This is a genomic window from Actinokineospora auranticolor (genome assembly GCF_002934265.1).
GTDB classification, from domain to species: Bacteria; Actinomycetota; Actinomycetes; order Mycobacteriales; family Pseudonocardiaceae; genus Actinokineospora; species Actinokineospora auranticolor.
On the sequence record NZ_PTIX01000003.1, the window covers coordinates 239,076 to 263,067 of the forward strand.

Annotated in this window: 19 protein-coding genes; 10 read left to right on the forward strand and 9 right to left on the reverse strand. The window is 72.6% G+C overall.

Annotated elements, in window-relative coordinates; translation table 11 throughout:
• Positions 1 to 56: 56 nt before the first annotated feature.
• The 7 genes from CLV40_RS07245 to CLV40_RS07275 all read right to left on the reverse strand — a co-directional run bounded on the left by CLV40_RS07245 (position 57) and on the right by CLV40_RS07275 (position 7,333).
• A complete protein-coding gene (locus tag CLV40_RS07245; protein ID WP_104478056.1) occupies positions 57 to 1,742 on the reverse strand; it encodes a serine/threonine-protein kinase in 1,686 nt (561 codons plus the stop codon).
• A gap of 13 nt (positions 1,743 to 1,755) precedes the next feature.
• Entirely contained in the window at positions 1,756 to 3,126 is a 1,371-nt protein-coding gene (locus CLV40_RS07250) for a serine/threonine-protein kinase (protein ID WP_104478057.1), read from the reverse strand.
• Positions 3,127 to 3,373: 247 nt separating this feature from the next.
• A complete protein-coding gene (locus CLV40_RS07255) occupies positions 3,374 to 4,312 on the reverse strand; it encodes a hypothetical protein (RefSeq protein WP_146107957.1) in 939 nt (312 codons plus the stop codon).
• Positions 4,313 to 4,667: 355 nt separating this feature from the next.
• Positions 4,668 to 5,654, reverse strand: a complete 987-nt coding sequence (locus CLV40_RS07260; RefSeq protein ID WP_104478059.1) for a hypothetical protein — start codon at positions 5,652 to 5,654, stop codon at positions 4,668 to 4,670.
• Positions 5,655 to 5,704: 50 nt separating this feature from the next.
• Positions 5,705 to 6,436: a PIG-L deacetylase family protein gene (locus CLV40_RS07265; RefSeq protein WP_104478060.1), complete on the reverse strand. Its 732-nt coding sequence runs from the start codon at positions 6,434 to 6,436 to the stop codon at positions 5,705 to 5,707.
• Positions 6,437 to 6,577: 141 nt separating this feature from the next.
• Complete coding sequence (locus CLV40_RS07270) at positions 6,578 to 6,886, reverse strand: hypothetical protein (protein ID WP_104478061.1); 309 nt, start codon at positions 6,884 to 6,886, stop codon at positions 6,578 to 6,580.
• A gap of 120 nt (positions 6,887 to 7,006) precedes the next feature.
• Positions 7,007 to 7,333, reverse strand: coding sequence for a chorismate mutase (locus CLV40_RS07275; protein WP_374065120.1), 327 nt, complete (start codon positions 7,331 to 7,333; stop codon positions 7,007 to 7,009).
• Positions 7,334 to 7,595: 262 nt separating this feature from the next.
• On the opposite strand from CLV40_RS07275, the gene pcrA reads away from it, so the two are divergent.
• Positions 7,596 to 9,989, forward strand: coding sequence for a DNA helicase PcrA (gene pcrA, locus CLV40_RS07280; protein WP_104478062.1), 2,394 nt, complete (start codon positions 7,596 to 7,598; stop codon positions 9,987 to 9,989).
• A gap of 697 nt (positions 9,990 to 10,686) precedes the next feature.
• Here pcrA and CLV40_RS07285 read toward each other — a convergent pair.
• Positions 10,687 to 11,883, reverse strand: a complete 1,197-nt coding sequence (locus CLV40_RS07285) for a serine hydrolase domain-containing protein (RefSeq protein ID WP_219823924.1) — start codon at positions 11,881 to 11,883, stop codon at positions 10,687 to 10,689.
• Positions 11,884 to 12,024: 141 nt separating this feature from the next.
• Between CLV40_RS07285 and CLV40_RS07290 the strand changes: the two genes are divergently transcribed.
• The gene (locus CLV40_RS07290; protein ID WP_104478063.1) at positions 12,025 to 12,300 is read left to right on the forward strand and encodes a hypothetical protein; all 276 of its coding nucleotides are present in this window, start codon (positions 12,025 to 12,027) and stop codon (positions 12,298 to 12,300) included.
• Positions 12,301 to 12,339: 39 nt separating this feature from the next.
• Here the strand turns inward: CLV40_RS07290 and CLV40_RS07295 are convergent, their stop codons facing one another.
• Positions 12,340 to 13,170 carry a M23 family metallopeptidase gene (locus tag CLV40_RS07295; RefSeq protein ID WP_104478064.1) on the reverse strand — a complete coding sequence of 277 codons (831 nt, stop codon included), beginning with the start codon at positions 13,168 to 13,170 and terminating at the stop codon, positions 12,340 to 12,342.
• Positions 13,171 to 15,198: 2,028 nt separating this feature from the next.
• On the opposite strand from CLV40_RS07295, the gene CLV40_RS07305 reads away from it, so the two are divergent.
• From CLV40_RS07305 to purH, 8 genes are all read left to right on the forward strand, one after another.
• A complete protein-coding gene (locus CLV40_RS07305; RefSeq protein ID WP_104478066.1) occupies positions 15,199 to 16,689 on the forward strand; it encodes a hypothetical protein in 1,491 nt (496 codons plus the stop codon).
• A gap of 3 nt (positions 16,690 to 16,692) precedes the next feature.
• Positions 16,693 to 16,947: a hypothetical protein gene (locus CLV40_RS07310; protein WP_104478067.1), complete on the forward strand. Its 255-nt coding sequence runs from the start codon at positions 16,693 to 16,695 to the stop codon at positions 16,945 to 16,947.
• 147 nt (positions 16,948 to 17,094) lie between these two features.
• On the forward strand, positions 17,095 to 18,264 hold the full coding sequence (gene sucC, locus CLV40_RS07315; protein WP_104478068.1) for an ADP-forming succinate--CoA ligase subunit beta: 1,170 nt from the start codon (positions 17,095 to 17,097) through the stop codon (positions 18,262 to 18,264).
• Positions 18,265 to 18,266: 2 nt separating this feature from the next.
• Positions 18,267 to 19,157 carry a succinate--CoA ligase subunit alpha gene (sucD, locus tag CLV40_RS07320; protein ID WP_104478069.1) on the forward strand — a complete coding sequence of 297 codons (891 nt, stop codon included), beginning with the start codon at positions 18,267 to 18,269 and terminating at the stop codon, positions 19,155 to 19,157.
• Positions 19,158 to 19,356: 199 nt separating this feature from the next.
• Positions 19,357 to 20,019: a DUF5336 domain-containing protein gene (locus CLV40_RS07325; protein WP_104478070.1), complete on the forward strand. Its 663-nt coding sequence runs from the start codon at positions 19,357 to 19,359 to the stop codon at positions 20,017 to 20,019.
• A 131-nt stretch (positions 20,020 to 20,150) separates the two neighbouring features.
• The gene (locus tag CLV40_RS07330) at positions 20,151 to 21,560 is read left to right on the forward strand and encodes a cell division protein PerM (RefSeq protein ID WP_104478071.1); all 1,410 of its coding nucleotides are present in this window, start codon (positions 20,151 to 20,153) and stop codon (positions 21,558 to 21,560) included.
• Between the two features lie 63 nt (positions 21,561 to 21,623).
• Positions 21,624 to 22,253 carry a phosphoribosylglycinamide formyltransferase gene (purN, locus tag CLV40_RS07335; protein ID WP_104478072.1) on the forward strand — a complete coding sequence of 210 codons (630 nt, stop codon included), beginning with the start codon at positions 21,624 to 21,626 and terminating at the stop codon, positions 22,251 to 22,253.
• Positions 22,250 to 23,821 (forward strand): bifunctional phosphoribosylaminoimidazolecarboxamide formyltransferase/IMP cyclohydrolase, encoded by a 1,572-nt coding sequence (gene purH, locus CLV40_RS07340; RefSeq protein WP_104478073.1) that lies wholly within the window; start codon positions 22,250 to 22,252, stop codon positions 23,819 to 23,821. The genes purN and purH overlap by 4 nt, the downstream gene beginning before the upstream one ends.
• Positions 23,822 to 23,992: the final 171 nt, after the last annotated feature.

The window sequence follows — 23,992 nt, forward strand, 5'->3', positions numbered from 1 at the left end:
ACGCGGAGGGTGGTCGGCGGAGGCCGACCGGGGCTGGGTCGGAAGACGGTTCCGGGTCAGCCGTTCTGGGCGCGGGTGTAGCTGTCGATCTTGAGCTTGCCGTCCTGCTCGGCGAAGGTGAACGAGTAGGACTCGACGCTGGTCTCGCCCTTCTTCGTGACGAACTTGATCTTCGCCGCGACCTTGTCGTCCTTGGCCTTGGCCTCGGTCACCTCCACCGACTCCTGCCGCTTGTAGAAGTTCTCGAAGTCCTCGTAGCTCTTCGAGGCTTCCTGCGCCCGCGAGGTCAGCAGCTGCCACGCGGCAGGCGGGTTCGCGGGCAGCAGCTGGTAGTAGTTGCGCAGCGCGGCCTCGTAGTCATCCGGCGAGGGCTTGTCGTCGTCGGTCGTGGTGACCGCGGTCGTCGACGACGTGGTGGTCGGCGTCGTGGACTTCTTCGTCGTGGTGGTCGGCTTCGCGGACGTGGTGGTCTGCGGTGCCGCCGCGGTGGTCGTCGTCGACGGGTCGCCGCCGCCTGCCTGGGTGGAGTCCTTGGTCACCAGGCTGGCCACCAGGATGCCCAGCAGCGCGGCGGCCACGATCGCCAGCACGGTCAGCATGATCGACCGCGCGTCGCGCTTCTTCTTCGGCTCCGGCTGCGGCGGCGGGCGGCGGACGCCCTTCGCGGGCGTGTGGCTCATCCCGCCCGTCGGCTGGCGCGTCCCACCCGCGGGTGTGCGCATGCCCCCGGCGGGCGTCGGCGGGCCGAACCCGCCCGGCGGCGTGCCGGTGTAGCCCTGCGGCGGCATCCCGGGCCGCGGCGGGGTCTTGGGGCCGCTCTCGGCGAACGGGTTCATGTCCAGCCGCGTGCCCGGCTGCTGGGGGCGCGGCGGCGGGAGCGGGGCGGGCACCGTGCGCTGGTCCAGCACGGACGGCAGCGGCTTGCCCGCCGCGACCGCGGCCAGCGCCTCCTTCGCCGCGGTCATCGACGGCCGCTCCAGCGGATCGGCCCGCAGCAGCTGCATCAGCAGCGCGGTCAGCGGGCCCGCCTGCCGCGGCGGCGTCACCTTCCCGGCCGCCACCGCGTACAGCAGCGCCAGGGTGTTCTCGCTCAGCCCGAACGGCGAGTGCCCCTCGACGGCCGTGTACAGCGTCGACCCGAGGGAGAACACGTCCGCCGCGGGCGTCGGGGCCTCGCCCTTGGCCACCTCGGGCGCCAGGTACGCCGGGGTGCCCGCCAGCATGCCCGTCGCGGTGACGGTGATGTCGCCGGTGGCCCGGGAGATGCCGAAGTCGGTGATCTTGACCGTGCCGTCGTCGCCGAGCAGCACGTTCGCGGGCTTGACGTCGCGGTGCACGATCCCGGCCGCGTGCGCGGCGACCAGGGCGGCGGCCACCTGCGTACCGATCCGGGCGGCCTCGACCGGCGGCAGCACCTCGCGCTCGTTGAGCACCGCCGCCAGGCTCTTGGACGGCAGGTACTCCATGATCAGCCATGGCTCGTTCTCGTGCTCGGCCACGTCGTAGACGGTGATCGCGTTGGGGTGCGCCAGCCGGGCCGCGATCCGGCCCTCGCGCATCGCCCGCTGCCTGCCCTCCTCGGCCTGGTCCGCGGTGAGCCCGGGCTGGGACAGCAGCTGCTTGACCGCCACCGTCCGGTGCAGCCGCTCGTCGCGGGCCTGCCACACCACGCCCATCGCCCCGCTGCCGATGCGCGCGCCGAGCCGGTAGCGCCCGGCCACCAAGGTCTGCTCGCTGGTCATCGCTACTCCCGGCTTACTGGACGGGCGTCGCCGACGCGCTCGGCACACCCGTGGTCGTGGTCGTCGGTGCCACCGTGGTCGTCGTGGTGGGCGGCACCGTGGTGGTCGTCGTCTCCGCCGTGGTCGTGGTCGTCGGTGCCACCGTGGTCGTGGTGGTGGGCGGCACCGTAGTCGTGGGCTGGTTGGGCGGCGGCACCGCGGTCCGCGTGGTGGGCGCGGTGCTCTCCGGGCGCTCGGCGGTGGTGGTGGGTCGCACGAACGCGGTGGTCGTGGTGTCGGCCGGACCGGACGGGCCCTGCGGTTTCGCGTCGGTGTCCCGGTTGAAGATCATGATCGCGCCCGCGGCCAGGATCGCGGCCAACCCCACGCCCGCGACCACCAACGGCACCCGCGAGCGCGGTGGCAGCGGTTGTCGCGGTGGCGCGGTGCCCACCCGACTGCCGCCGCCGACCACGGTGGTCCGCGCGGCCGGGTTGGACGGCGTCGGGTCCGCGCCCGGCGCGGCGACCAGCCGGGTGTGCGCCTCGGCGACCGCGACCGGCACCGGCGGCACGTTCGGGTCCTCGCCGCGGGCCACCGCGTTGAGCATGTCCCGCGCCTTGGCGGTGGACGGCCGGTCCTCCGCCGTCGCGGCCAGCAGCGCCACCAACACGTCGGTCAGCGGGCCGGAGCGCTCCGGCGGGTTGATCTTGCCCGCGGCCACCGCGTGCAGCAGGGCCAGGGTGTTGTCGCTGAGCCCGAACGGCGGCTCGCCCTCGGTCGCGGCGTAGAGCGTGGAGCCGAGGGAGAACACGTCCGAGGCCGCGGACGGGTCGCGCCCGACGGCGACCTCGGGGGCCAGGTAGGCCGGGGTGCCCGCGATGAGCCCGGTCTTGGTGACCGTCACGTCGTCGGTGGCCCGGGAGATGCCGAAGTCGGTGATCTTCACCGAGCCGTCGTCGCCGAGCAGGATGTTGCCCGGCTTGATGTCGCGGTGCACGATCCCGGCGGCGTGCGCGGCGGCCAGCGCCGCGGCCACCTGGGTGCCGATCCTGGCCGTCTCGACCGGGTCCAGCGGCCCGCGCTCGGCGAGCGCGATGGCCAGGCTGACCGACGGCAGGTACTCCATGATCAGGCAGGGCACGCCGTCCTCGTCGACCACGTCGAAGACCGCGATGGCGTTCGGGTGGTGCAGCCGCGCGGCGATGCGCCCCTCGCGCATGCAGCGGGCGACGGCCTCTTCCGCCTCGTCCTCGGGCAGCCCCGGCGACAGCAGCAGCTTCTTCACCGCGACGGGCCGGTTCAGGCGCTCGTCCACGCCCTGCCAGACCACGCCCATGGCGCCGCTGCCGATCCGCCGCTCCAGCCGGTAGCGCCCGGCGACCAGCCGGCCATCGTCGCTCATCCCGACCGGAACCTCCCCTGCCCGCGTCAGGTGGTCGCGGGCATCGTCTAGGCGCACACCCCAGTCCGGCGCCTCGGTGACGCCGTGCTCTGGCCCGGGGTTGGCCGACCGTTCCAGGCTAGGCGTTCACTCAGTGCGCATGAACGCAAGTCCCACTTGTGCGGGCCCGGCCTGGCAACGGCTACATACTGTCACAATCGTCCCCCAATCGGGGGTCGGTCGAACTAGTCGCGGACTCCGGCGCGGTTCAGTCCAGTTGCGCGGAGACCAACTCCGCGCCGACGATGCGTTGCGGAGCGCTCACCGTCACCTTCAGTAGCTGCTGTACCCGCAAGTGGGCGCCGTCACCCAGGTGGATCCGGACCACCGCGAGCACCCCGTCCGGCCGCTCCACCACGTCCAGCACCTGGATCCAGCGCACCGTCTGCCACGAGCCGACGAACTCCGCCAGCGTGGTGCCCAGCCGCTCGCCCGCGACCAGGTCGAACGCGAGCCGCGGGTTGACCTCGACCAGGTGGTAGTACTCCAGCACCAGCTCCCGGCTGGAGGTGACCCCGCGCTCGGGCACCCGGGAGGACCCGGCCGGGCTGGTGTCGCTGTCCGAGCCGCGGCGGTGCCCGCTCGGGAGGGTCTGCTTGACCGCGCGCATCGACGAGTCCGGCCGCGTGTCCGGCGTCACGTTCCCGAACGCCGACCCGGTGGCGGGCACGTCCAGCAGCTGGGACGGTACGAACACCGTCGACGAGGTCACCGTGCGGTCCAGCTCGTGCGGCAGCAGCGCCTGTTCGCCGGTGATCTGCAGCGGGGCCCGCTCGGCACCCGCCGCGGCCTGGTTCGTCCGGTCCCGCGACACCACGGTCGCGGTGACGATCGCGCCGCACAGCGTGACCACGGCCACGCCGAGGCCCGCGAGCTTGGCCGCGTGCGCCACCCGCGAGCGGTCCGCGGGCACCGCCGCGGTCGCCTGCCGGGCCTCGCCGGGCTCCTCGGGTACCCAGGGCGCCTCGGTGGGTTCGGGGTCGATCCGGGGCAGGGTCTCGGTGGGCTCCGCGCACACCCGTTCCGGCTGGGGCGTTGCCGCTGCCGCAACGGGTGGGGTCGTGGTCGCGGGTTGCCTTCGGATCAGCTCGGCGACACGTACCGAGCCGGAGCGCACCCGCCGCCTGCCGGTCGTCGGACGATCCACTGCCGCTTTCCTCCGCCTGAGTCGCGCAACGGGGCAACTCGTACCGTGCTGCCGGGGGCCCACACCACTCTTTCTCGGCTCATCACCCGATCGAGGCGATGGATGGCGACGAGATTCACCTGAAAAGAGCAACATGTGCCATCGGCGGTGGCCGATATCCGCCGGGGCGGGTGCGATCGGCGCAACACGGCGGGTCAGGTGGTCCATCACGTCCGCCCACCTTGGTCATCACCCCGGTGGTCTCACGCGCACATCATTCACCACGCGGACGGCGAAGAGAATCCCCGCGCGGTGAGAATCGCGGCATTGGTATGGCCCCGCGCGCCGATCGGGTGATCGGCGCGGTCCGGCCTGGTCAGGGCGTCGCCCGCTCCGCGCTGATCCGCGGGTCGGCGCCGAAGGTGAAGGTCAGCTCGCGTTCCTCGGTGGTCACCGAGCCGTCCCGGCGGACCAGCCTCAGCAGCGCCTTGGTCCGCGCCCGGCTCGGGTCGACCACGATCCGCACCACGTCGACCCGCACCACGTCGGCGTAGTGGCGGCGCAGCTGCTCCTGGCCCTCGCGGCGCAGGTGCCCGGTGGTCAGCGCGTAGGCCGCGCCCGGGTCGCCCGGCATGGCCCGGTAGAAGGCCTCGGTCCGGTCACCCATCGTGTTCGGGTCGTTGGGCGGGACCACCAGCATCGGCGTCACGACGGTGCTGCGCGGCGCCGCGGTGACCTGGGGGGCGGGCACCGACCCACCGTTGAAGTAGTCACCCGGTCCAGCGGCCGCCACCCGGGTGGTGGTCACGGGGGAACCGTCCGCGGACGACTCGCTCGTCTGGTCGCCGTCCCCGGCGTCCGGGCCGGGGGACTCGGGCGCCGAGGTCGGCGCGGGCGCCCCGCTGCTCGGCGCCCCGCCGGGGCGCGGGGCGGCGGACGGGGTCCCGCCCTGGCCGTCGACCAGCGGCTCCGGCAGCCTGCTCGGCATCCCCGGCAGGCCGGGCAGCGCGTCGATCACGTCCGGCCTGCGCGGCCCGGTCATCAGCGTGACCGCCGCGTACGTCAGGCCGAACACCACCAGGATCGCCGAGGCCACCGCGAACCACGCGGCCCGCCGCCACGAGACCGGCGGGGTCACCGAGGCCGGGATGGTGCCCAGGTCGAACTTGGCCAGCCCGGTCGCGGGCCCGTCCACGTGCACGGTCGGGCCGACCACGGGCAGCACGTCGGTGTCGCCCGCCGCGCGCGCGGCGCCCTCCAGCGAGTGCGCGCCACCGCGCCGGGCGCGCCGCGGCCGCCCGTCCACCCGGTGCCTGCCCTGGTCGTCGGCCCCCGGGAACTCGGGGTCGGGGGAACTGGCCATCTGCTCCGGACTCCTCCTCCTGCGCGGCGGGCGCCTGGTCGGCGGGCTGGTCAAGCGGTGTCGACGAGCTGGAACTCCTCGGCCAGGCAGTCCCGCGGCAGGCCGTAGCGGGCCGCGGTGTCGGCGAAGTGGCCGCGCATCCCCGCCTCCAGGCCCGGGTTGCCGCCGACCTGGGACACGTGCGAGCGCAGCGCGGCCATCCGCCGGTCGAAGCGCTCGGTGATCTCCACCGCGTGGTTGCGCAGGTGCCGGGGCGCGTCGGCGATCCACAGCTCGCGCACGGTCCACGGCTCCAAGCCCTCCTCGCGCAGCAGCGCGGGGTGGGCGTTGGGGTTGCGCGCGTCCGGGTAGACCGCCGCGAAGGTGGCCGCGCCGGTCGCCCGGTGGTCGGGGTGCGCGGTGGGCACCATGTCCCAGTTGATCTCCGGCGACCAGGTCAGCACCCGGTCCGGCCGGAACCGGCGGATGACCCGGGTGATGTCGCGGCGCAGCGCGATGCTCGGCTCGACCGAGCCGTCCGGGTGGTCCAGGAAGGTGATCCCGCCGACGCCCAGCACGTCGGCCGCGGCCCGCTGCTCGGCCCGCCTGGTCGCGGCCACCTCGGCGGGCGGGCGGGAACCGTCACCGCTGGCCTCGCCCGAGGTGACCAGGCAGTAGGCGACCTCGATCCCGGCGTCGACCCAGCCCGCGACGGTGCCGGAGGCCCCGAAGTCGACGTCGTCGGGGTGCGCGCAGACCACGAGGGCCCGCCGCACGTCATCACGGGGAGTCGCACCGATCACGCGGAGAAGAGTAAGCGTTTCCGACCGGTTCGTACGCCCGAGCACGTTTATCGCGCGCAAACCACACTTTGGCGTGAAACCGCCACGCCGGATTCCCCGCTGGGTGCACCGGTCGCCGCGCGCCGGTGCGCTTCCCGCGCCCTACCGGTTGCCGCGGTAGCGCTCCACGGTCTTGGACAGCGAGCTGCCCGCGACCGCGCCGGAACCGGCGGCCAGCAGGATGGCCACGGTGTCGAGGAAGCCGCCGCCGCTGGTCAGCAGCAGGGCCAGCGCCGCACCGGCGGTGGTGACCCCGGCGACCGGCCAGCGACCGCGCACGTACTCGGCGACCGGGTTGCCGCTGACCCCCCGCTTGCGCGCCGCGGAGTTCAGCAGGGCCAGGTAGGCGGTGTGGCCGAGGGCGGCTACCAGGGCGACGACGGCGACGAGGACCGCGATGAGATCGAACATGCCCCAAGTCTGCCGGACGCGGGGCCACCCGTGATGGGGGAGAACCCGGAGTCGACCCTGGTCCGCGCGCCGCCACCCGCCGCGCCCCGGCGGTGGGCCGGGGCGGTCGGCGGTCGCGGGCTAGCGGCCGAGCTGGCCGCGGCCCAGGTCCAGCAGGGCCATGGCCAGCATCCGGCCCGCCGGGCCCAGCTCGCGGTAGCGGGCCAGCACGTCCATCTCGCGGTTGACCACGATCCGCGGCCCGCCCGCGGCCATCCGCGCGGCGCCGATCGTGCGGGAGACCTCCGCGCGGCGTTTGACCAGCCGCAGGATCTCCTGGTCGAGCACGTCGATCTCCTTGCGCAGCTCGGCGACCTCTTCGGGGGCGGGCAGCTCGAGACCCGCCTTGGTGTCCTCGGCGGTCGCGTTCTCGGTGGTCTGGCCTTGGGTGATCGGGCTCATCGTCATCCTCGCCTGGTTCTCGCGCCTGGTCCCCTGGTCCCCGTGAAGCGGCGAAGCCCCGGGGTCCGAGGACTCCGGGGCTTCGCTGTGGGTTCTTGACCTACGCCGCTGTAGGCGAGTCCACGGGAGCCGGAGTCCGGGTCCCGTAAAAAAACTCGTAGCAGCGCAGCACGCCCCGAGTCTGGCACAAACCGGCCGTGGCAGTCGAGTGCGTCAAGCGTGACCTGCATCCGGATTGTCGGTGCCCCCCGGTACCGTGGACGCCACGATGGAAGCTCTCTTCGACCTCCCCGCCGACCTGCCCGCCGAGCCCCCCGCGCGGGACCCCGCGCCGCATGCGGTTCCACACGGCGCCGCCGCGCTCGTGGCCGACCTCAACGACGCGCAGCGCCGGGCCGTGGAGCACGCCGGTACCCCGTTGCTGGTGGTCGCGGGCGCGGGCTCGGGCAAGACCCGCGTCCTCACCCGGCGCATCGCCTACCTGCTGGCCCAGCGGCACGTGCACCCCGGCCAGGTCATGGCCATCACCTTCACCAACAAGGCCGCGGCCGAGATGCGGGAGCGGGTCGCCGAGCTGGTCGGCCGCCGGGCCAACGCCATGTGGGTGTCGACCTTCCACTCGATGTGCGTGCGGGTGCTGCGCCGCGAGGCCAAGGCCCTGGGCATGACCTCCAGCTTCTCCATCTACGACGCCGACGACTCGCGCAGGCTGATCACCCTGGTCGCGCGCGACCTCGACCTCGACCCGAAGCGGTACCCGGCGCGCACCCTCTCGATCCACATCTCGAACCTGAAGAACGAGCTGCTCGACGCCGAGACTGCCGCGCAGAACGCGGGCAACGACCTCGAGCGCCGCGTCGCCGAGGTCTACGGGGAGTACCAGCGCCGCCTCGGCGAGGCGAACGCGATGGACTTCGACGACCTGATCATGCGCACGGTCGAGCTGCTGCAGGTCTTCCCGGACGTGGCGGAGTACTACCACCGGCGGTTCCGGCACGTGCTGGTCGACGAGTACCAGGACACCAACCACGCCCAGTACACCCTGGTCCGGGAGCTGGTCGGCAAGGGCACGGACGGCCTGCCGCCCGCCGAGCTGTGCGTGGTCGGCGACGCGGACCAGTCCATCTACGCCTTCCGCGGCGCGACCATCCGCAACATCGTCGAGTTCGAGCGCGACTACCCGGACGCCACCACGGTGCTGCTGGAGCAGAACTACCGCTCCACGCAGAACATCCTCACCGCGGCCAACGCGGTCATCGCCCGCAACACCGACCGCCGCGACAAGCGGCTGTGGACGGCCATGGGCGACGGCGAGAAGATCGTCGCCTACGTCGGCGACAACGAGCACGACGAGGCCAACTTCGTCGCGGGCGAGATCGACCGCCTGGTGGACAGCGGCGCGGCGAACAACAGCGACGTCGCCGTCTTCTACCGGACGAACAACCAGTCCCGCGTCTTCGAGGAGATCTTCATCCGGCTGGGCCTGCCCTACCGGGTGGTCGGCGGCGTCCGCTTCTACGAGCGCCGCGAGATCCGCGACGCGCTGGCCTACCTGCGCCTGCTGGCCAACCCCGACGACACGGTCAGCCTCCGCCGGGTGCTGAACGTGCCCAAGCGGGGCATCGGCGACCGCGCGGAGGCGTGCGTCGCCGCGTTCGCCGACCGCGAGCGGGTCTCCTTCGCCGCGGCCCTGCGCGCCGCCACCGAGGGCCGGGTGCCGATGCTGAACCCGCGCTCGCAGCGGGCCATCTCGGGCTTCGTCGAACTGGTCGACGGCCTCCGCCGGTTCGTCGAGGACGGGCAGGACGTCGCCGAGGTCCTCGACGCCGTGCTCGACCAGACCGGCTACCGCGCCGAACTCGAAGCCAGCGACGACCCGCAGGACGCGTCCCGGCTCGAGAACCTCAACGAGCTGATCACCGTCGCCCGCGAGTTCACCGAGCAGCCCGACGCCACCCCGGCCGACGACGCCCCGGGGGGCTCCGCCCCCATCGAGCCCACCGGCCCGGTGGCTGGTTCCCTGGACGCCTTCCTCGAACGCGTCTCCCTGGTCGCCGACGCCGACTCGATCCCCGACGCCGAGGACACCGGCGGTGTGGTCACCCTGATGACCCTGCACACCGCCAAGGGCCTCGAGTACCCGGTCGTCTTCGCGACGGGCTGGGAAGACGGCATCTTCCCCCACATGAGGGCCCTGAGCGACCCGGTGGAGCTGTCCGAAGAACGCCGCCTGGCGTACGTCGGCATCACCCGCGCCCGGGAACGCCTCTACCTCTCCCGAGCCCTGGTCCGCTCCGCCTGGGGCCAGCCCATGACCAACCCGGCCTCCCGCTTCTTCGACGAGATCCCCCCCGACCTCATCGACTGGCGCCGAGTCGGCCCGGAGCGCTCAAGCCCCACCCGGGCCACCACGTGGGGTGGCACCCGCTCCACCACCGCCACCCAGACGAACCGCCTGCGCTCGGCCCCGGGCAAGGGCTGGCAGGACACCCCGGCCCTGTCCCTGAACGTCGGCGACCGCGTCAACCATGACAAATACGGCCTGGGCACGGTGGTCGCCTCCGACGGCCAAGGCCCCCGTGCCACGGCCACCATCGACTTCGGCAGCTCGGGCACCATCCGCCTGATGCTGATCGGCAGCGTCCCGATGGTGAAGCTCTAACCCGATCCACAGACCGGGGCAGGCCGCGATTTGATCTTGCCTGCCCCGGCCATCCACATCCGCCGAAACCATCCACAGGATTTCGCGGCCCCTTCCGCACCACCCCACCGCCGATAGACTGGAGCAGGGCTGTCCCCCCAGAGGAGGGCGAGGGCTGCGCTCGATTCGGGCGGTGGGGTTCAAAAGGTCGTGGACCGGCCTGAACGCCGAGGGGCGAGCCGATGCCCACTCCCATGCTGAGGCCTGCCTTCATTGCTCGGCATCGGCACCAGATCCCAGCCCGTCATCTCCAAGGGCGCCTGATTTGGGCGACGTGGTGAACGGTCTGAGCGGCGATTCGCGTTGTGCCAACTGGTGGATTCGGCCTGCGCACCGCCCAAGCCGCGCTCGCCCACCCACCTCAGCCGCCCCCGCTACTTTCCCCACCCCGCCAAGCCGAACCCGCCGGCCCTCGACGTCTGCCAGCCCGACCTACCACTCAGTCCACCGCGCCCGTCTGAACTGCTCGATGGGTGTGGATTGTCTTTGTGTGGGGGGACGAGCCTGCCAAGCTCTCCCGCGGGTGGGGTGGCTTGCCCGCCCCACCGCAGGCTCGTAGGGGCCCCACACAAAGACAATTCACCCCATCGAGCAACGCTCGACAACTCGCGCCCAGACCACGAGAGAACCCCACCCCGCTGGAACGCCGAGCAACCGATCAATCGTCGATGGCCTGGTAGCTCGACGTGAGGAAGTCGGCGTAGACCTTGGGCCCGTCAGGCGACGTCCACGCCTGCTGCGTCAGCATGATCGCGACCAGATCCTCCGTCGGGTCCATCTGCGCCGTCGTACCCAGCCCACCGGTCCAGCCGAAGCGGCCGGGCACCATGTGGATGTCGGTGCGGCGGGTCACGACGCTCACCCCGAAGCCCCAGCCGGAGCTGTCGAAGAAACCGTCGCCCAGGCCCGCGCCCGCCTTCTGGGTGGGCAGCAGTTGGTCGGTGGTCATCGTGCGCACGGACAGCCGGGAGAGCAGGCGACCGTTCGGGCCTCGACCGTCGTCGAGCAGCATGCGGCCGAAGGTGAGGTAGTCGGCGGCCGTCGAGACCAGGCCGCCCCGGCCCGAGGCGAACGCGGGCGGGCTGCTCCACTGTCCCCCGACGGCGGGGTCGTACACGGTGAGCTGGTCGCCCTCCGTGGTGTACGCGGTGGCGAGTCGGTCGATCTTGTCCGCCGGTACGTGGAAGCCGGTGTCCACCATGCCCAGCGGCTCGAAGATCCGCTCGCGCAAGAACACATCGAACGGCTTGCCGGACGCCCGCGAGATCAGAATCCCCAGCACGTCATAAGCCGTGTCATACCACCATTTCTCGCCGGGCTGCGAGAGCAAAGGGACGGTCGCGAGTAGACTGATCCACTCGTCCTGGTCCGGTGTGGACGATGGCTGCGGCGGTCCGGGGGTGAGGCCGACCTCGGCAAGGGCGTCCTGGACGGGATAGGTGCCGGGCGGCGCCATGATGATCCCGTGCCCGAACGTGGAGTCCATCAGGTGGCGCACCGTGATCGGGCGCTCGGCCTGGACCGTCTCGTCCACCGGGCTGTCGAGCGCCCGGAGGACCCGCGGCTCCGCCAGTTCGGGCAGCAACTCGGCCACCGGGTCGTCCAGCCGGAGCCCGCACTCCTCCACGAGGATCATCGCCGCCACCGCGGCGACCGGCTTGGTCATCGAGGCGATCCGGAAGATTGTGTCCTCGGCCATCGCCGCGCCGCCGACCTCGCGGACGCCATGTGCGTGGACGTGGGTCTCGCCGCGCCTGCTGAGCAGGCCCACGATCCCGGGCACCGACCCGGACTCGACGTGCTCGGCCATCCGGGTGCGCCACCGGTCGAGCCGGGGCCGGGAGAGGTTGCTCACGGCTCCGAACCTAGCGCGGCCCCACGACAGCGCCCGGAATTGTCGTACCCCTGCTGTTGACTGTGCTCAGCGTCGGAAATGGCGCCTGACCTGGGGGTCGCTGAAGACTCGCGACTGGGGAAGCGACTGGGAGGTGGACACATGGACGACCGCGTGCGCCGGGCGCTGGACCTGGCCGTCGGGCTGCGCGCCGAAGCCGAGGGGGACTTCGCGGTGGGCGCGCCGAGCCGCTGTGCGGTGTCCTGCCGGTGCGTGGGGGCGCGCCCCTGCCTGGTGACCCGTGTGGGCGCGTTCGCGGGGGTGCGCGGCGCCGGAGCCGGGCCGCGCAGGACCAGGGCCGGTCCGGGCCGCTCCGCCCAGTGCACGGCGGGCCCGTCGGCCTGCGCGTGTAGTACCGCGCGCAACCAAATCGGGTGACGTGGGTTTACCGGGGGCCGATTTGGGTGAACTCTGGGGTCAGAACGAGATCCCGCGTGCGGCAAGCCACGGAAGGGGGTTCATCTTGCGTCCGCTGGTGTCCCAGATCTCGAAGTGCAGGTGCGGGCCGGTCGACTGGCCGCGGTTACCGATGTGCGCGATGAGCTGACCGGCCTTGACCTGCTGGCCCTCGCGCACCACGTAGTCGTTGACGTGGCCGTAGACCGAGACGGTGCCGTCCTCGTGCTGCACTCGCACCCACAGGCCGAACCCGCTGGCCGTGCCCGCCTCGATGACGGTGCCGTCGGCCACGGAGACGATCGGGGTGCCGATCCGGTTGGCGATGTCGATGCCGTAGTGCGTGACGCCCCAGCGGGCGCCGAAGCCCGAGGTGAAGGTGCCGACTGCGGGCTGCACGAACTTGGGCCGCGCGGCCTCTTCCTGCTTGGCCTTGAGCTGGGCGGCGCGGGCGTTGCGGGCCTCCGTGAGGCGCTGCGCCGTGGCGATCTTCTGGACCTCGGCCGAGCCGTCGGTCTCCTTGGAGAGGGTCAGCAGCTCGGGGGCCGCGGTGGTGCCACCGGTGTCACCACCGGAGCCCATCGACGCGGCGGCCTGCCGGACCCCGGCGAGCGGGGGCGCGACGTCGTCGGCGGCGGACGCACCGCCACTGGAGGCGGCCTGGATGGTCTGACCGGCGGCGGCAGCGGCGAAAGCGCCGACCGCGACCGCGGCGACCACGACCCGCCCACGCAGGGCGGAGGACGGGGGAGCGATCCGGTGCGCGCCCTTCACGCGGCGAGCACCGCGTTCGAGCGCTTCGTCCAGCGCGGCGAACTCGCGTTCACCACCGGTCGAGCGATGTCGGGACAAGACCCAGCCTTCCGCGTTCGGGGAGTTCGGTTCGAAACACCAGGCTCGCGGGGGACGAGCTTCGCGGTGCCGGACACCGGGCGGGGGACCCGGTTGGGAGGGCGGTGGAGCTTGGATGCCTTCCCTGTCCTATTCGTGACCGGACTGTGACAACGGACCCGGGGACAGTAACGGGGCGGCGGCGGGCAGGGCAACAGTCGTCACCCGATTCCGGTCGCGGGGGAATTTCGGGAAAGTGAACACCCTGGGGTTACTACGGAAAGTTAACCCGATGTCACACTCTTAGTGTGAGCTGTGTCTCGGTTCAATCGGCCATCCGGGTGGCAACTCGTTCGTGTCCGGCGCGTCACCCGCGCGGCCCCAGCCTTTCGCCCAGGTCACGGCTCTTCGTGAACCCACCGTTATCAACGGCATCACCCACACGCGCGTCTCCGTCCTCACGCATCACGGAGAAGTGGCGATCCTTCGGTCACGCACCGAAACCACCGCCACTCGTCCCGATCCGGACGACCAGGACGTCTCGGATGCCTCACCCCGCTCAGTGTCCCCACCGCCAACCAACCCGCCACGAGTCCACTCGCCACTCCGCGTGACCTGCGCCGACGTGAGCCTCCTGCGGCTCACGCCTGGTCGCACTGCGCCAGTCCGGCCGAAGCGCGCCCGCCGGCCACCTGCTCTCAAGCAGGCTCGCCCGACTCCGGTCACCCCGGAGTGGCGCGCGGGCCACACGCAAACGTCGCTCTCGCCTGCTTCGAATCTCTCGGTAGGGCTTACCTGCCCACCGGCTCCACCTGTACGGCCTATCTCCGGCCCGCTTTGCCCTACATCATCCGTTCTGGCTGCTTTATCGGGCGCTGCCCGTCTCTCGGCTCCTGAACCGCTGTGCCTGCGTCGCGCCGCTCTGCCTCGCCCGTTCCCGGCTCCGCCCCGTCCTTCGCCTGCCCGCCTCCGCCCCCGCCTCGCTGCCTCTCGCTCCGTCTCGTTCTGCCCGTTCTGTCCTTCCACTTCGTCTCACCCTGCTTGTCCTACTTGGCTGTTTCGTCTGGTCCGTCTCGCCCCGTCCTTTCCCTGCCCGCTCCTCGGGCCGCTCTGCCTGCTCGCCTCGCGCTGCTCTGCCTCGCCGCGCCCGGTTTCACCGCGCCCTTTCTCCGCCTGCCGGTCTCCGCCTCGCCGCCCCACCTCTGTGCGGCGTCGCACTCGGGTGAGCCACCACTTCACGGCCTCGCCACTCCCGCGTCGGCTTGTCTCGTTCGGCACGCTCTGATCAGCTCGCCTGCGTGCCTGCGTGCCTGCGTGCCTGCGTGCCTGCGTGCCTGCGTGCCTGCGTGCCTGCGTGCCTGCGTGCCTGCGTGCCTGCGTGCCTGCGTGCCCGGCTGGCTCCGCCGTCCCGCTCGCCATGCCTGGCCGACTCGGCTCGCCGTCTGTCTCGTCCCGCTCCACCAGCCCGCCTCGCCCGCCCGCCCCCGCGCCGAAAATCCAGCAAGATCACGAGTTATCCACATCCCCGCGAACCATCCACAGCTCCGTCAAACCCCCTTCCGGCCCTCTGAGCTGCGGCGATAGGGTTGCCTCAAGGGCCTGCCCCCGGGCGGGAGGGGCTTGTGCTCGGGGTGGTCGGGGGGTGGAAAAGGAGCCCGAAGGGCGGCATAGGGGGTGCGAGGGGGGAGGGTCACCGGTTGAGGGGGATTGGGGTGGGTGTGGGGATCTCACCCGGCGTGGGGCCGCGCGGAGCGATCTCAGTTGCTAGCGTTGCTCGCGATGACTTCGCGGACCAGTACCCCGTCTGCCCGTGACCTGCCGGGGCCGATTCCCCTGCCCGAGCAGCGGATCCGCTGGGGGGACAGCCCACCGAGACTGCGCGTCGGGTTTGGGGTGGCGGTTGGTGGGGCGGTGCTCCAGTGCCTTGGGCTCGCTGTCGGGCTTGTCGGTGGTCAGGCGCCTGCCGGGTTTGCGGGGCTTCCCCTTCTGATCGGCCTCGCGCTCGTTCCGCCGCTTCTCGCGGTTGCCTTCGCCGTCAGGGGGCAGCCGGTGATCGGTGCGGGGCTCCTGCTCGGTTCCGCTCTCCTCGTCCCCGGTCGCGCGCTCCTCGACGCCCAGTTCGCCGTTGACGCCACCGCCGTGTCGCGCCCCGAGTTGATGGTTCCGACCTCCCTCGCCCCCCTCACCCCCGCGCTCGGGCTGTGGGCACTGCTCGCGGGGCACCTGCTCGCTGCCGCCGCCGGGGTGCTCGCCGTCGGGCGGGCGGGGGCCGTTCCCGGGTCCCCGTACGACGCCGAGTTCGACGCCTCCCCCGACGACCGCTCCCAGCGCACCCGGGGCACCGCGTTGCTCGTCGCGTTGGTGACCGGGGCCGCGGCGGCCATCGGGCTCCTCCTCGCCCCGTTCTCCTCGGCCGAGGCGTTCCTGCCCGCCGACGACGTCTTCACCGCCTCCGGCTTCCTCCGCTACGGCCTGCTCGCCCTGGCCGTCGCGACCGGTGTCGCCGCGGCCGCCGGCGCCGGGTCCACGCGCCCCGCCGTCGCGCGTGGGGTGCTGCTCGGCGCGACCCTCGGGGTCCTCGCCGTGACGGCGCCGCAGATCGTCGCGGGCCTCGTCGTGCCGCGGCTCTCCCTCGCCCCGGGACCGCTGCTCGCCCTCCTGGCCATGACGGTGCTCACCGTCGTCGTCTGGGTTTCCAACCGGCCGGAGACCGACGAGGCCGACGCCGAGGTCAGCCTCGAGTCCGGTGGTCTGCACCGGGCCGCCGGTGTGCTCGGGTTGCTGGCCGGTGTCGCGGCCCTGGTCGCCGCGTTCGCCGCGAACCTCGTCTACACCGAGACCGGCGACCGGTTCGGCACCTACGGCAACCGGTTGTTCATCCCCTGCGGACTCCTCGTCCTCGCGCTCGCGGCCCCGCTGCTCTTCCGGCGCGCCGCCGACGGGGTTCGCCCGGCGTTCACCGTCGTGCTCGCCGCCGTTCCGCTGGTCGCCGCGTCCACTTTGGACGACGCGTTCACCGCGACCGCCGCCACCGGGGCCGTGCGGGTCGGCACGGGGGTCTGGTTCGCCGGGCTCTCCGTCCTGTTGGCCGCGGCCGCCGCCGTCGCGGCCGGGTTGGCGGGTGCGGCCGAGCGCGACGACGTCGACGTCTCCGAGAGGGAGATCAACCTCGCGCTGGTCGGTCCACTCGCCGCCGCCGGGTTGTTCGCCATCGGCGCCTTCGGGTTGCCCGCCGTCAAGGCGCCGGGGCTCGTGCCGCCGGGGATCTGGACCGAGTTCCGCCTTGCCTCCTGGGGACTCCTCCTCGCCGCCCTGGCCGTCGTCGCGGCGGTCGCGCTCGCGGCGCTGTCCCGGCCCGGGCGAGCGGGCGCGCTCCTCCTGGGCGCGGCCGGTCTGGTCGGTGTGCGGGTGCTGGAGTTCCCCCTGACGTCCGGTCGCGTCGACGGTGCGACCCCCGGTCAGGCGATGTGGGTGGCGCTGGCCTGCGTGGCCGCGCTCGTCGTCGCGACCATGGTCGCCGTGGGGCGCGCTCGCGCGTAAGAGATGCGAATCGTCCTCACGGGTGCCGACGACCTCGCCCGCGCACTACGCGACGCGGGGGCGGAGGTGGTCTACCTGACCGACACCGACCCGGCCCGTGTCGCCGCGACCGCGGTCCAAGAGGACGCCGACGCGGTGGTCGCGGCCACCGCTCTCCCGGCGATCACCGCGTTGTTGGCCGACAATGGCGCGGAGGACATCGCCGTGGTCGCCGCCGACGGGGCTCTCGCCTGGCTGGCCGACACGGCCGGTGAGTGAACTCACCACCGGTCGTGACGGACCTCACCGGGTGCGAAGTGTCAACCCCAATCCCACGTCGCTAGGGTTCCGTGACGTCCGGCCGCGCGAATCCAGCGCACGACGTCCGACAGCAGCACGTCGACACCGTAGTCAGGAGACTGTCGAGTGGACCTGTACGAGTACCAGGCGAAGGATCTCTTCGCCGCCCACGGGGTCCCGGTCCTGCCGGGCGACGTGGCAAGCACCCCCGAGGAAGCCCGCGCCATCGCGGAGCGCCTCGCCCAGACCGTCGTCATCAAGGCGCAGGTGAAGACCGGCGGCCGCGGCAAGGCGGGCGGCGTGAAGCTCGCCGACGACCCCGCCGGGGCGCAGGAGAAGGCCGAGGCCATCCTCGGCCTCGACATCAAGGGCCACATCACCCGCAAGGTGCTCGTGACCGTCGCGTCCGACATCGCCGAGGAGTACTACTTCTCGTTCCTGCTCGACCGCACCAACCGCACCTTCCTGGCGATGGCGTCGGCCGAGGGCGGCATGGAGATCGAGCAGCTCGCCGTCGAACGCCCCGAGGCCCTGGCCAAGGTGCCGGTCGACGCGATCAAGGGCGTGGACCTGGCCACCGCCAAGGAGATCGCGGCCCAGGCCAAGATCCCGGCCGCAGTCGCCGACCAGGCCGCCGAGGTCATCGTCAAGCTGTGGGAGACCTTCGTCGCCGAGGACGCCACCCTGGTCGAGGTCAACCCGCTGGTCCGCGACCCGCAGGACAAGATCATCGCCCTGGACGGCAAGGTCACCCTCGACGAGAACGCGGGTTTCCGCCACCCGGCGCACGCCGACCTGGTCGACCAGGAGGCGGAGGACCCGCTGGAGGCCGCGGCCAAGGCCAAGGACCTCAACTACGTCAAGCTCGACGGCCAGGTCGGCATCATCGGCAACGGCGCGGGCCTGGTCATGTCCACCCTGGACGTCGTGGCCTACGCCGGTGAGAAGCACAAGGGCGTCAAGCCCGCGAACTTCCTCGACATCGGCGGCGGCGCGTCGGCCGAGGTGATGGCCAACGGACTGCACATCATCCTGGGCGACCCGGACGTGAAGTCGGTCTTCGTCAACGTCTTCGGCGGCATCACCGCCTGCGACGCGGTCGCCAACGGCATCGTGTCCGCGCTCGGCATCCTCGGCGACGAGGCCACCAAGCCGCTGGTCGTCCGCCTGGACGGCAACAACGTCGAAGAGGGTCGGCGCATCCTCGCCGAGGCCAACCACCCGTTGGTGACCGTCGTCGACACCATGGACAACGCCGCCGACAAGGCTGCTGAGCTCGCGGCTGCGGGGGTCTGATCATGGCTATCTTCCTGACCGAGAACAGCAAGGTCATCGTCCAGGGCATGACCGGCTCCGAGGGCACCAAGCACACCGCGCGGATGCTCAAGTCCGGCACCAACATCGTCGGCGGGGTGAACCCGCGCAAGGCGGGCACCAAGGTCGAGATCGAGGGCCAGTCGCTGCCGGTGTTCGCCACCGTGGCCGAGGCCATCGCCGAGACCGGCGCGGACGTGTCGGTCATCTTCGTGCCGCCGAAGTTCGCCAAGGACGCCGTCCTCGAGGCGATCGACGCGGAGATCGGCCTGGCCGTCGTCATCACCGAGGGCATCCCGGTGCACGACACCGCCTACTTCTGGGCGCACGCGGTCGCGACGGGCAACAAGACCCGGATCGTCGGCCCGAACTGCCCCGGCCTGATCAGCCCCGGGAAGTCGAACGCGGGCATCATCCCCGCCGACATCACCGGCCCCGGCAAGATCGGCCTGGTGTCGAAGTCCGGCACGCTGACCTACCAGATGATGTACGAGCTGCGCGACATCGGCTTCTCGTCCGCGGTCGGCATCGGCGGCGACCCGATCATCGGCACCACGCACATCGACGCGCTCGCCGCGTTCGAGGCCGACCCCGAGACCGAGCTGATCGTGATGATCGGCGAGATCGGTGGCGACGCCGAGGAGCGGGCCGCGGCCTACATCCAGGCGAACGTGACCAAGCCGGTCGTCGGCTACGTCGCGGGCTTCACCGCCCCCGAGGGCAAGACCATGGGCCACGCGGGCGCCATCGTCTCCGGCTCGGCGGGCACCGCGCAGGCCAAGAAGGAGGCCCTCGAGGCCGCCGGGGTCAAGGTCGGCAAGACGCCGTCGGAGACCGCCGCGCTGGCCCGCGAGCTGTACCAGGCCCGCGGCTAGGGCCGGTCGCCGTGACCACGTGGGGCCGGACGCTGGTAGCGTCCGGCCCCACGTTCGTCTTCCCCCGGCGTGCTTTTCCGGGGGGAACCGGCTCCGGCCCCCGAGCGTCCGATGTCGTGGACGGGCTAGTGTCCTAGGTCGTCCCGGGGCGTTGTACAGGGCTCCTAGAAGTAACTTTCGTCGCTGAGGAGAGCACGCGATGACCTACCCAGGCGGTGCACCGGGCGGATATCCGGGGCCAGGACCGCAGCAGCCACCGCAGGGTTTCGGGCCACCGCCCGCGGCGAGCAAGTTCTCGCTGGCGCAGATCCTGCACCTCGCCGTCGCCGGGATCGGCACGCTCAACCTGTTCCTCGGCTTCGCCCCGCTGTCCGGCTCGTACAGCTTCTACGAGGGCGGCGGCGGTTGGGTGCCCGCGCTGTTCTTCGTCGGCGGCCTGCTCGCGCTGCCCGCCGTGCTGCCGGGTGAGCGCAAGGTCGGCATCCACTCCGTCGCGGTGGTCCTCGGCATCGCGCTGGCGTTCCTGTTCACCGTCTTCGCCTCCGGTGGCGAGATGAAGGCGGGCGGGATCATGATCCTGATCTTCGGCCTGCTGCAGGCCATCGCGGCCGTCGCCGCGTTCCTGTTCGACGCCGGTTTCGTCAAGCCGCCGCAGCCCCAGCAGCACCACGGCCACTTCGGCCAGCCGGGTGGCTACAACCCGCCGTCGGGCCAGTTCCAGCAGCCCTACGGCCAGCCGCAGCCGCCCCAGCAGGGCCAGCAGACCACCTACGCGCCGCAGCAGGGCCAGTTCGGCCAGCCGCAGCAGCCGCCGCCGGGGGCGCCCGGCACCCCGCCCGGCGGGTACCCGCAGCAGGGCTGATCGACCTCGGAAGGGGCGGTACCGATTCGTCGGTGCCGCCCCTTCTCGCGTCCGGGGACCCTCGTCACCGGATCGGCTGACGGCGGCGTGGCTGCTCCGAACGGAGCAACGCGGCTGCGAGAGTGGACGCCATGTCGCTGGTGGACACCGACCTGGTGGAGGACGACGAGGAGCCGGTGCCCGTCACCGCGGGCCTCCGGGTGAAGGTGCTCGCGGTGGCCGCGGTGGGTCCGCTGCTCACCGGGTACGCGGCGGTGGCGGCGGTGCTCGCCCTGGTCACCGCGACGGCCGCGCGTTCGTCGTTCACCACCGGCGGTGTGCTGGCCTCGGCGGTGCCCGGCTGGCTGGCCGCCTACCAGGTGCCGGTCCGGATCGAGGGCCACGAGCTGGGCGTGCTGCCGCTGCTGTCGACGGTCCTGGTCGCGGTCCTGGTCTGGCGGACGGCGGCGGGCGCGGCCGAGCGGCTGGAGGTCGAGACCCCGCGCGAGGCCGCGCAGGTCGTGCTGTCGGTGGTCGGCGCGCACGCGGCGGTCGGGTTGACGCTGGGGTTGTTGTGCACCGGTCGGGTGGTGGTCGACCCGCTGGCGGGGCTGTACTACCCGGCGCTGGTCGCGGGGCTCGCCGCGGTGGTGGGGGTGTTGCCGCAGTCCGGGGTGTGGTCGCTGGTCACGGCCCGCGTCGACCCGCTCGCGCTGCGCGGGCTGTCGGCGGGGCTGCTGGCGGTGGTCGCGATGGTGGCGACGGGCGCGTTCGTGCTGACGTTGTCGCTGGTGCTGTCCGGCGGCACGGTCACCCGGCTGTTCGCGGCGGAGGGGCCGGGCGGCGGGCTGGGGATGCTGCTGCTGTCGGCGGGCTACCTGCCGAACGCGGTGATCGCGGCGGCCGGGTTCGCGGCCGGACCCGGGTTCGCGCTGGGGCCGGTCGTGGTGTCCCCGGTGGACTTCGCCGGGGGCGCGGTGCCGCCGCTGCCGCTGCTGGGGGCGCTGCCGGAGACCGCGGCGCCGTGGTGGGTGCTGCTGTTCGCGTTCCCGGGGGCGGTGGGCACGCTGGTCGGGTGGCTGCTGCGGGAGTGCGCGGAGGAGCCGAGGGACCGGTTGCGCGCGGTCGCCGTGGCGGCGGTGGCGGCCGGGATGGTGTTCGCGGTGCTGGCCGGGTGCGCGGGCGGGGCGCTCGCCGGTGGGCCGTTCGACCCGCTGGACCTGCGGGCGCCGTGGTTGTCGCTGGCGCTGGTGGCGTGGATCGCGGCGCCCGGCGGGGTGGTGGCGTGGCTGATGGGGCCGCGACCGCTGCCCGAGGTCGAGTTGCCCGAGTTCGAGTTCGATGAGCCGGACGAACTCGATGAGCCGGACGAATCCGCCTTGGCCGAGGAGCTCGACGGTGCAGATGACGTCGTCGACGAAGATGCCGGTGACGTTGCCGACTCCGACGAGGAACCCGACGACGAAGGCGCCGAGGTGGAGTCCGACGAGGAGCCGGAAGAGGCCGGTGACGTCGGGGAACCCGAGGACGAGCCGGGTGCGGAGGAGCCGCCGGGGCGCTGAGCAAGATCGACTTCGCACGGCCTACGCTGGGCGTGTTCCGTCCGGCCGTCGCAGGAGTCCACGCTGAGCGCCCAGTACCCGCCCGCCGCGCCTGCCAGGGTCGTCGTCCTGGTCTCGGGGTCGGGCACCCTGCTGCAGGCCCTGCTCGACGAGGCCGCCGCCCCCGGTTTCCCGGCGCGCGTGGTGGCCGTCGGCGCGGACCGCGCGGGCATCGAGGGACTGGCCCGGGCCGAGCGCGCGGGCGTACCGGGCTTCACCGTCCGGGTCCGCGACCACGCCGGCCGCGCCGCCTGGAACGCCGCGCTGGCCGACGCCGTCGCCGCGCACGAGCCCGACCTGGTGGTCTCCGCCGGGTTCATGAAGATCCTCGGCCCGGCCTTCCTCGACCGCTTCGGCGGCCGGGTGATCAACACCCACCCCGCGCTGCTGCCGTCGTTCCCCGGCGCGCACGCGGTCCGCGACGCGCTGGCTTACGGCGTCCAGGTCACCGGCAGCACGGTGCACCTGGTCGACGGCGGCGTCGACTCCGGCCCGATCATCGCCCAGGAAGCGGTCCCCGTGATCGACGGCGACGACGAACCCGGGCTGCACGAACGCATCAAGGCGGTGGAGCGGCGGCTGCTGGTGGACGTGGTGGCCAGGATGTCCCGCGACGGCTACACCGTGGACGGACGAAAGGTGAGCATCCCGTGACCGAAACCGCTGAGCGCAGGCCGATCCGCCGCGCGCTGGTCGGCGTGTCGGACAAGACCGGCCTGCTGGAGCTGGCCACCGGCCTGCACGCGGCAGGCGTGGAGATCGTCTCCACCGGCGGCACCGCGAAGACCATCGCCGACGCCGGGGTGCCGGTGACGCCGGTCGAGGAGGTCACCGGGTTCCCCGAGTCGCTGGGCGGCCGGGTCAAGACCCTGCACCCGCGGGTGCACGCCGGGCTGCTGGCCGACATGCGCGACCCGGCGCACGTCGCGCAGCTCGACCAGTTGGAGATCGCGCCGTTCGACCTGCTGGTGGTCAACCTGTACCCGTTCGTCAAGACGGTGGCCTCGGGCGCCTCGCCGGACGAGTGCGTCGAGCAGATCGACATCGGCGGCCCGGCGATGGTGCGCGCGGCGGCGAAGAACCACGCCAGCGTGGCCGTGGTGGTCGAGCCGTCGCGGTACGGCTGGCTGCTGGAGCAGGTGGCGGCGGGCGGGTTCACCCTGGCCGACCGGCAGCTGCTGGCGGCGGCGGCGTACCGGCACACCGCGAGCTACGACGTGGCGGTGGCGTCCTGGATCGGCAACGCGCTGGCGCCGGACGACGAGGGCTCCGGCTTCCCCGGCTGGGTCGGCGCGACCTGGGAGCGCGAGAACGTGCTGCGGTACGGGGAGAACCCGCACCAGAAGGCGGCGCTGTACGTGCGGGGTGACGGCACGTCCGGGCTGGCGACGGCGAAGCAGTTGCACGGCAAGGAGATGTCGTACAACAACTACGTCGACGCGGACGCCGCGTGGCGGGCCGCGCACGACCACACCGCGGCCTGCGTGGCGATCATCAAGCACGCCAACCCGTGCGGTATCGCGGTGTCCGATGTGGACATCGCGGAGGCGCACCGGCTGGCGCACGCGTGCGACTCGCTGAGCGCCTTCGGCGGCGTGATCGCGGCCAACCGCGAGGTCAGCGTGGTGCTGGCCGAGCAGATCGCGGAGATCTTCACCGAGGTCGTCATCGCGCCGTCGTACGCCGACGGGGCGGTGGAGGTGCTGGCGCGCAAGAAGAACGTCCGCATCCTGGTCGCCGAGCCGCCCCAGCGCGGCGGCGTGGAGTTGCGCCCGGTGTCGGGCGGCCTGCTGCTGCAAACGGCCGACACCATCTCCGCCGAGGGTGACGACCCGGCCAACTGGACCCTGGCCACCGGCCCGGCCGTGGACGAGGCCACCCTGGCCGACCTGACCTTCGCCTGGCGCGCGATCCGCGCGGTCAAGTCCAACGCCATCCTCATCGCCAGCGGCGGCGCCACCATCGGCGTCGGCATGGGCCAGGTCAACCGCGTGGACTCCTCGCGGCTGGCGGTCGCTCGGGGCGGGGACCGCGTCAAGGGCGCCGTCGCCGCGTCGGACGCCTTCTTCCCGTTCCCGGACGGCCTGGAGGTCCTCGCGGAGGCGGGGGTGAAGGCGATCGTGCACCCCGGTGGTTCGGTGGGTGACGCGAAGGTGATCGCCGCGGCGGAGGCCGCGGGCATCTCCCTCTACCTCACGGGCACCCGGCACTTCGCCCACTGAGCCGAACAGCTCCGAACAGCGACACGGGCCCGCGGTCACCAGACCGCGGGCCCGTGTGCTTGCCTGACCTCGCTGCCTCGCTGCCTCGCTGCCTCGCTGCCTCGCTGCCTCGCTGCCTCGCTGCCTCGCTGCCTCGCTGCCTCGCTGCCTCGCTGCCTCGCTGCCTCGCTG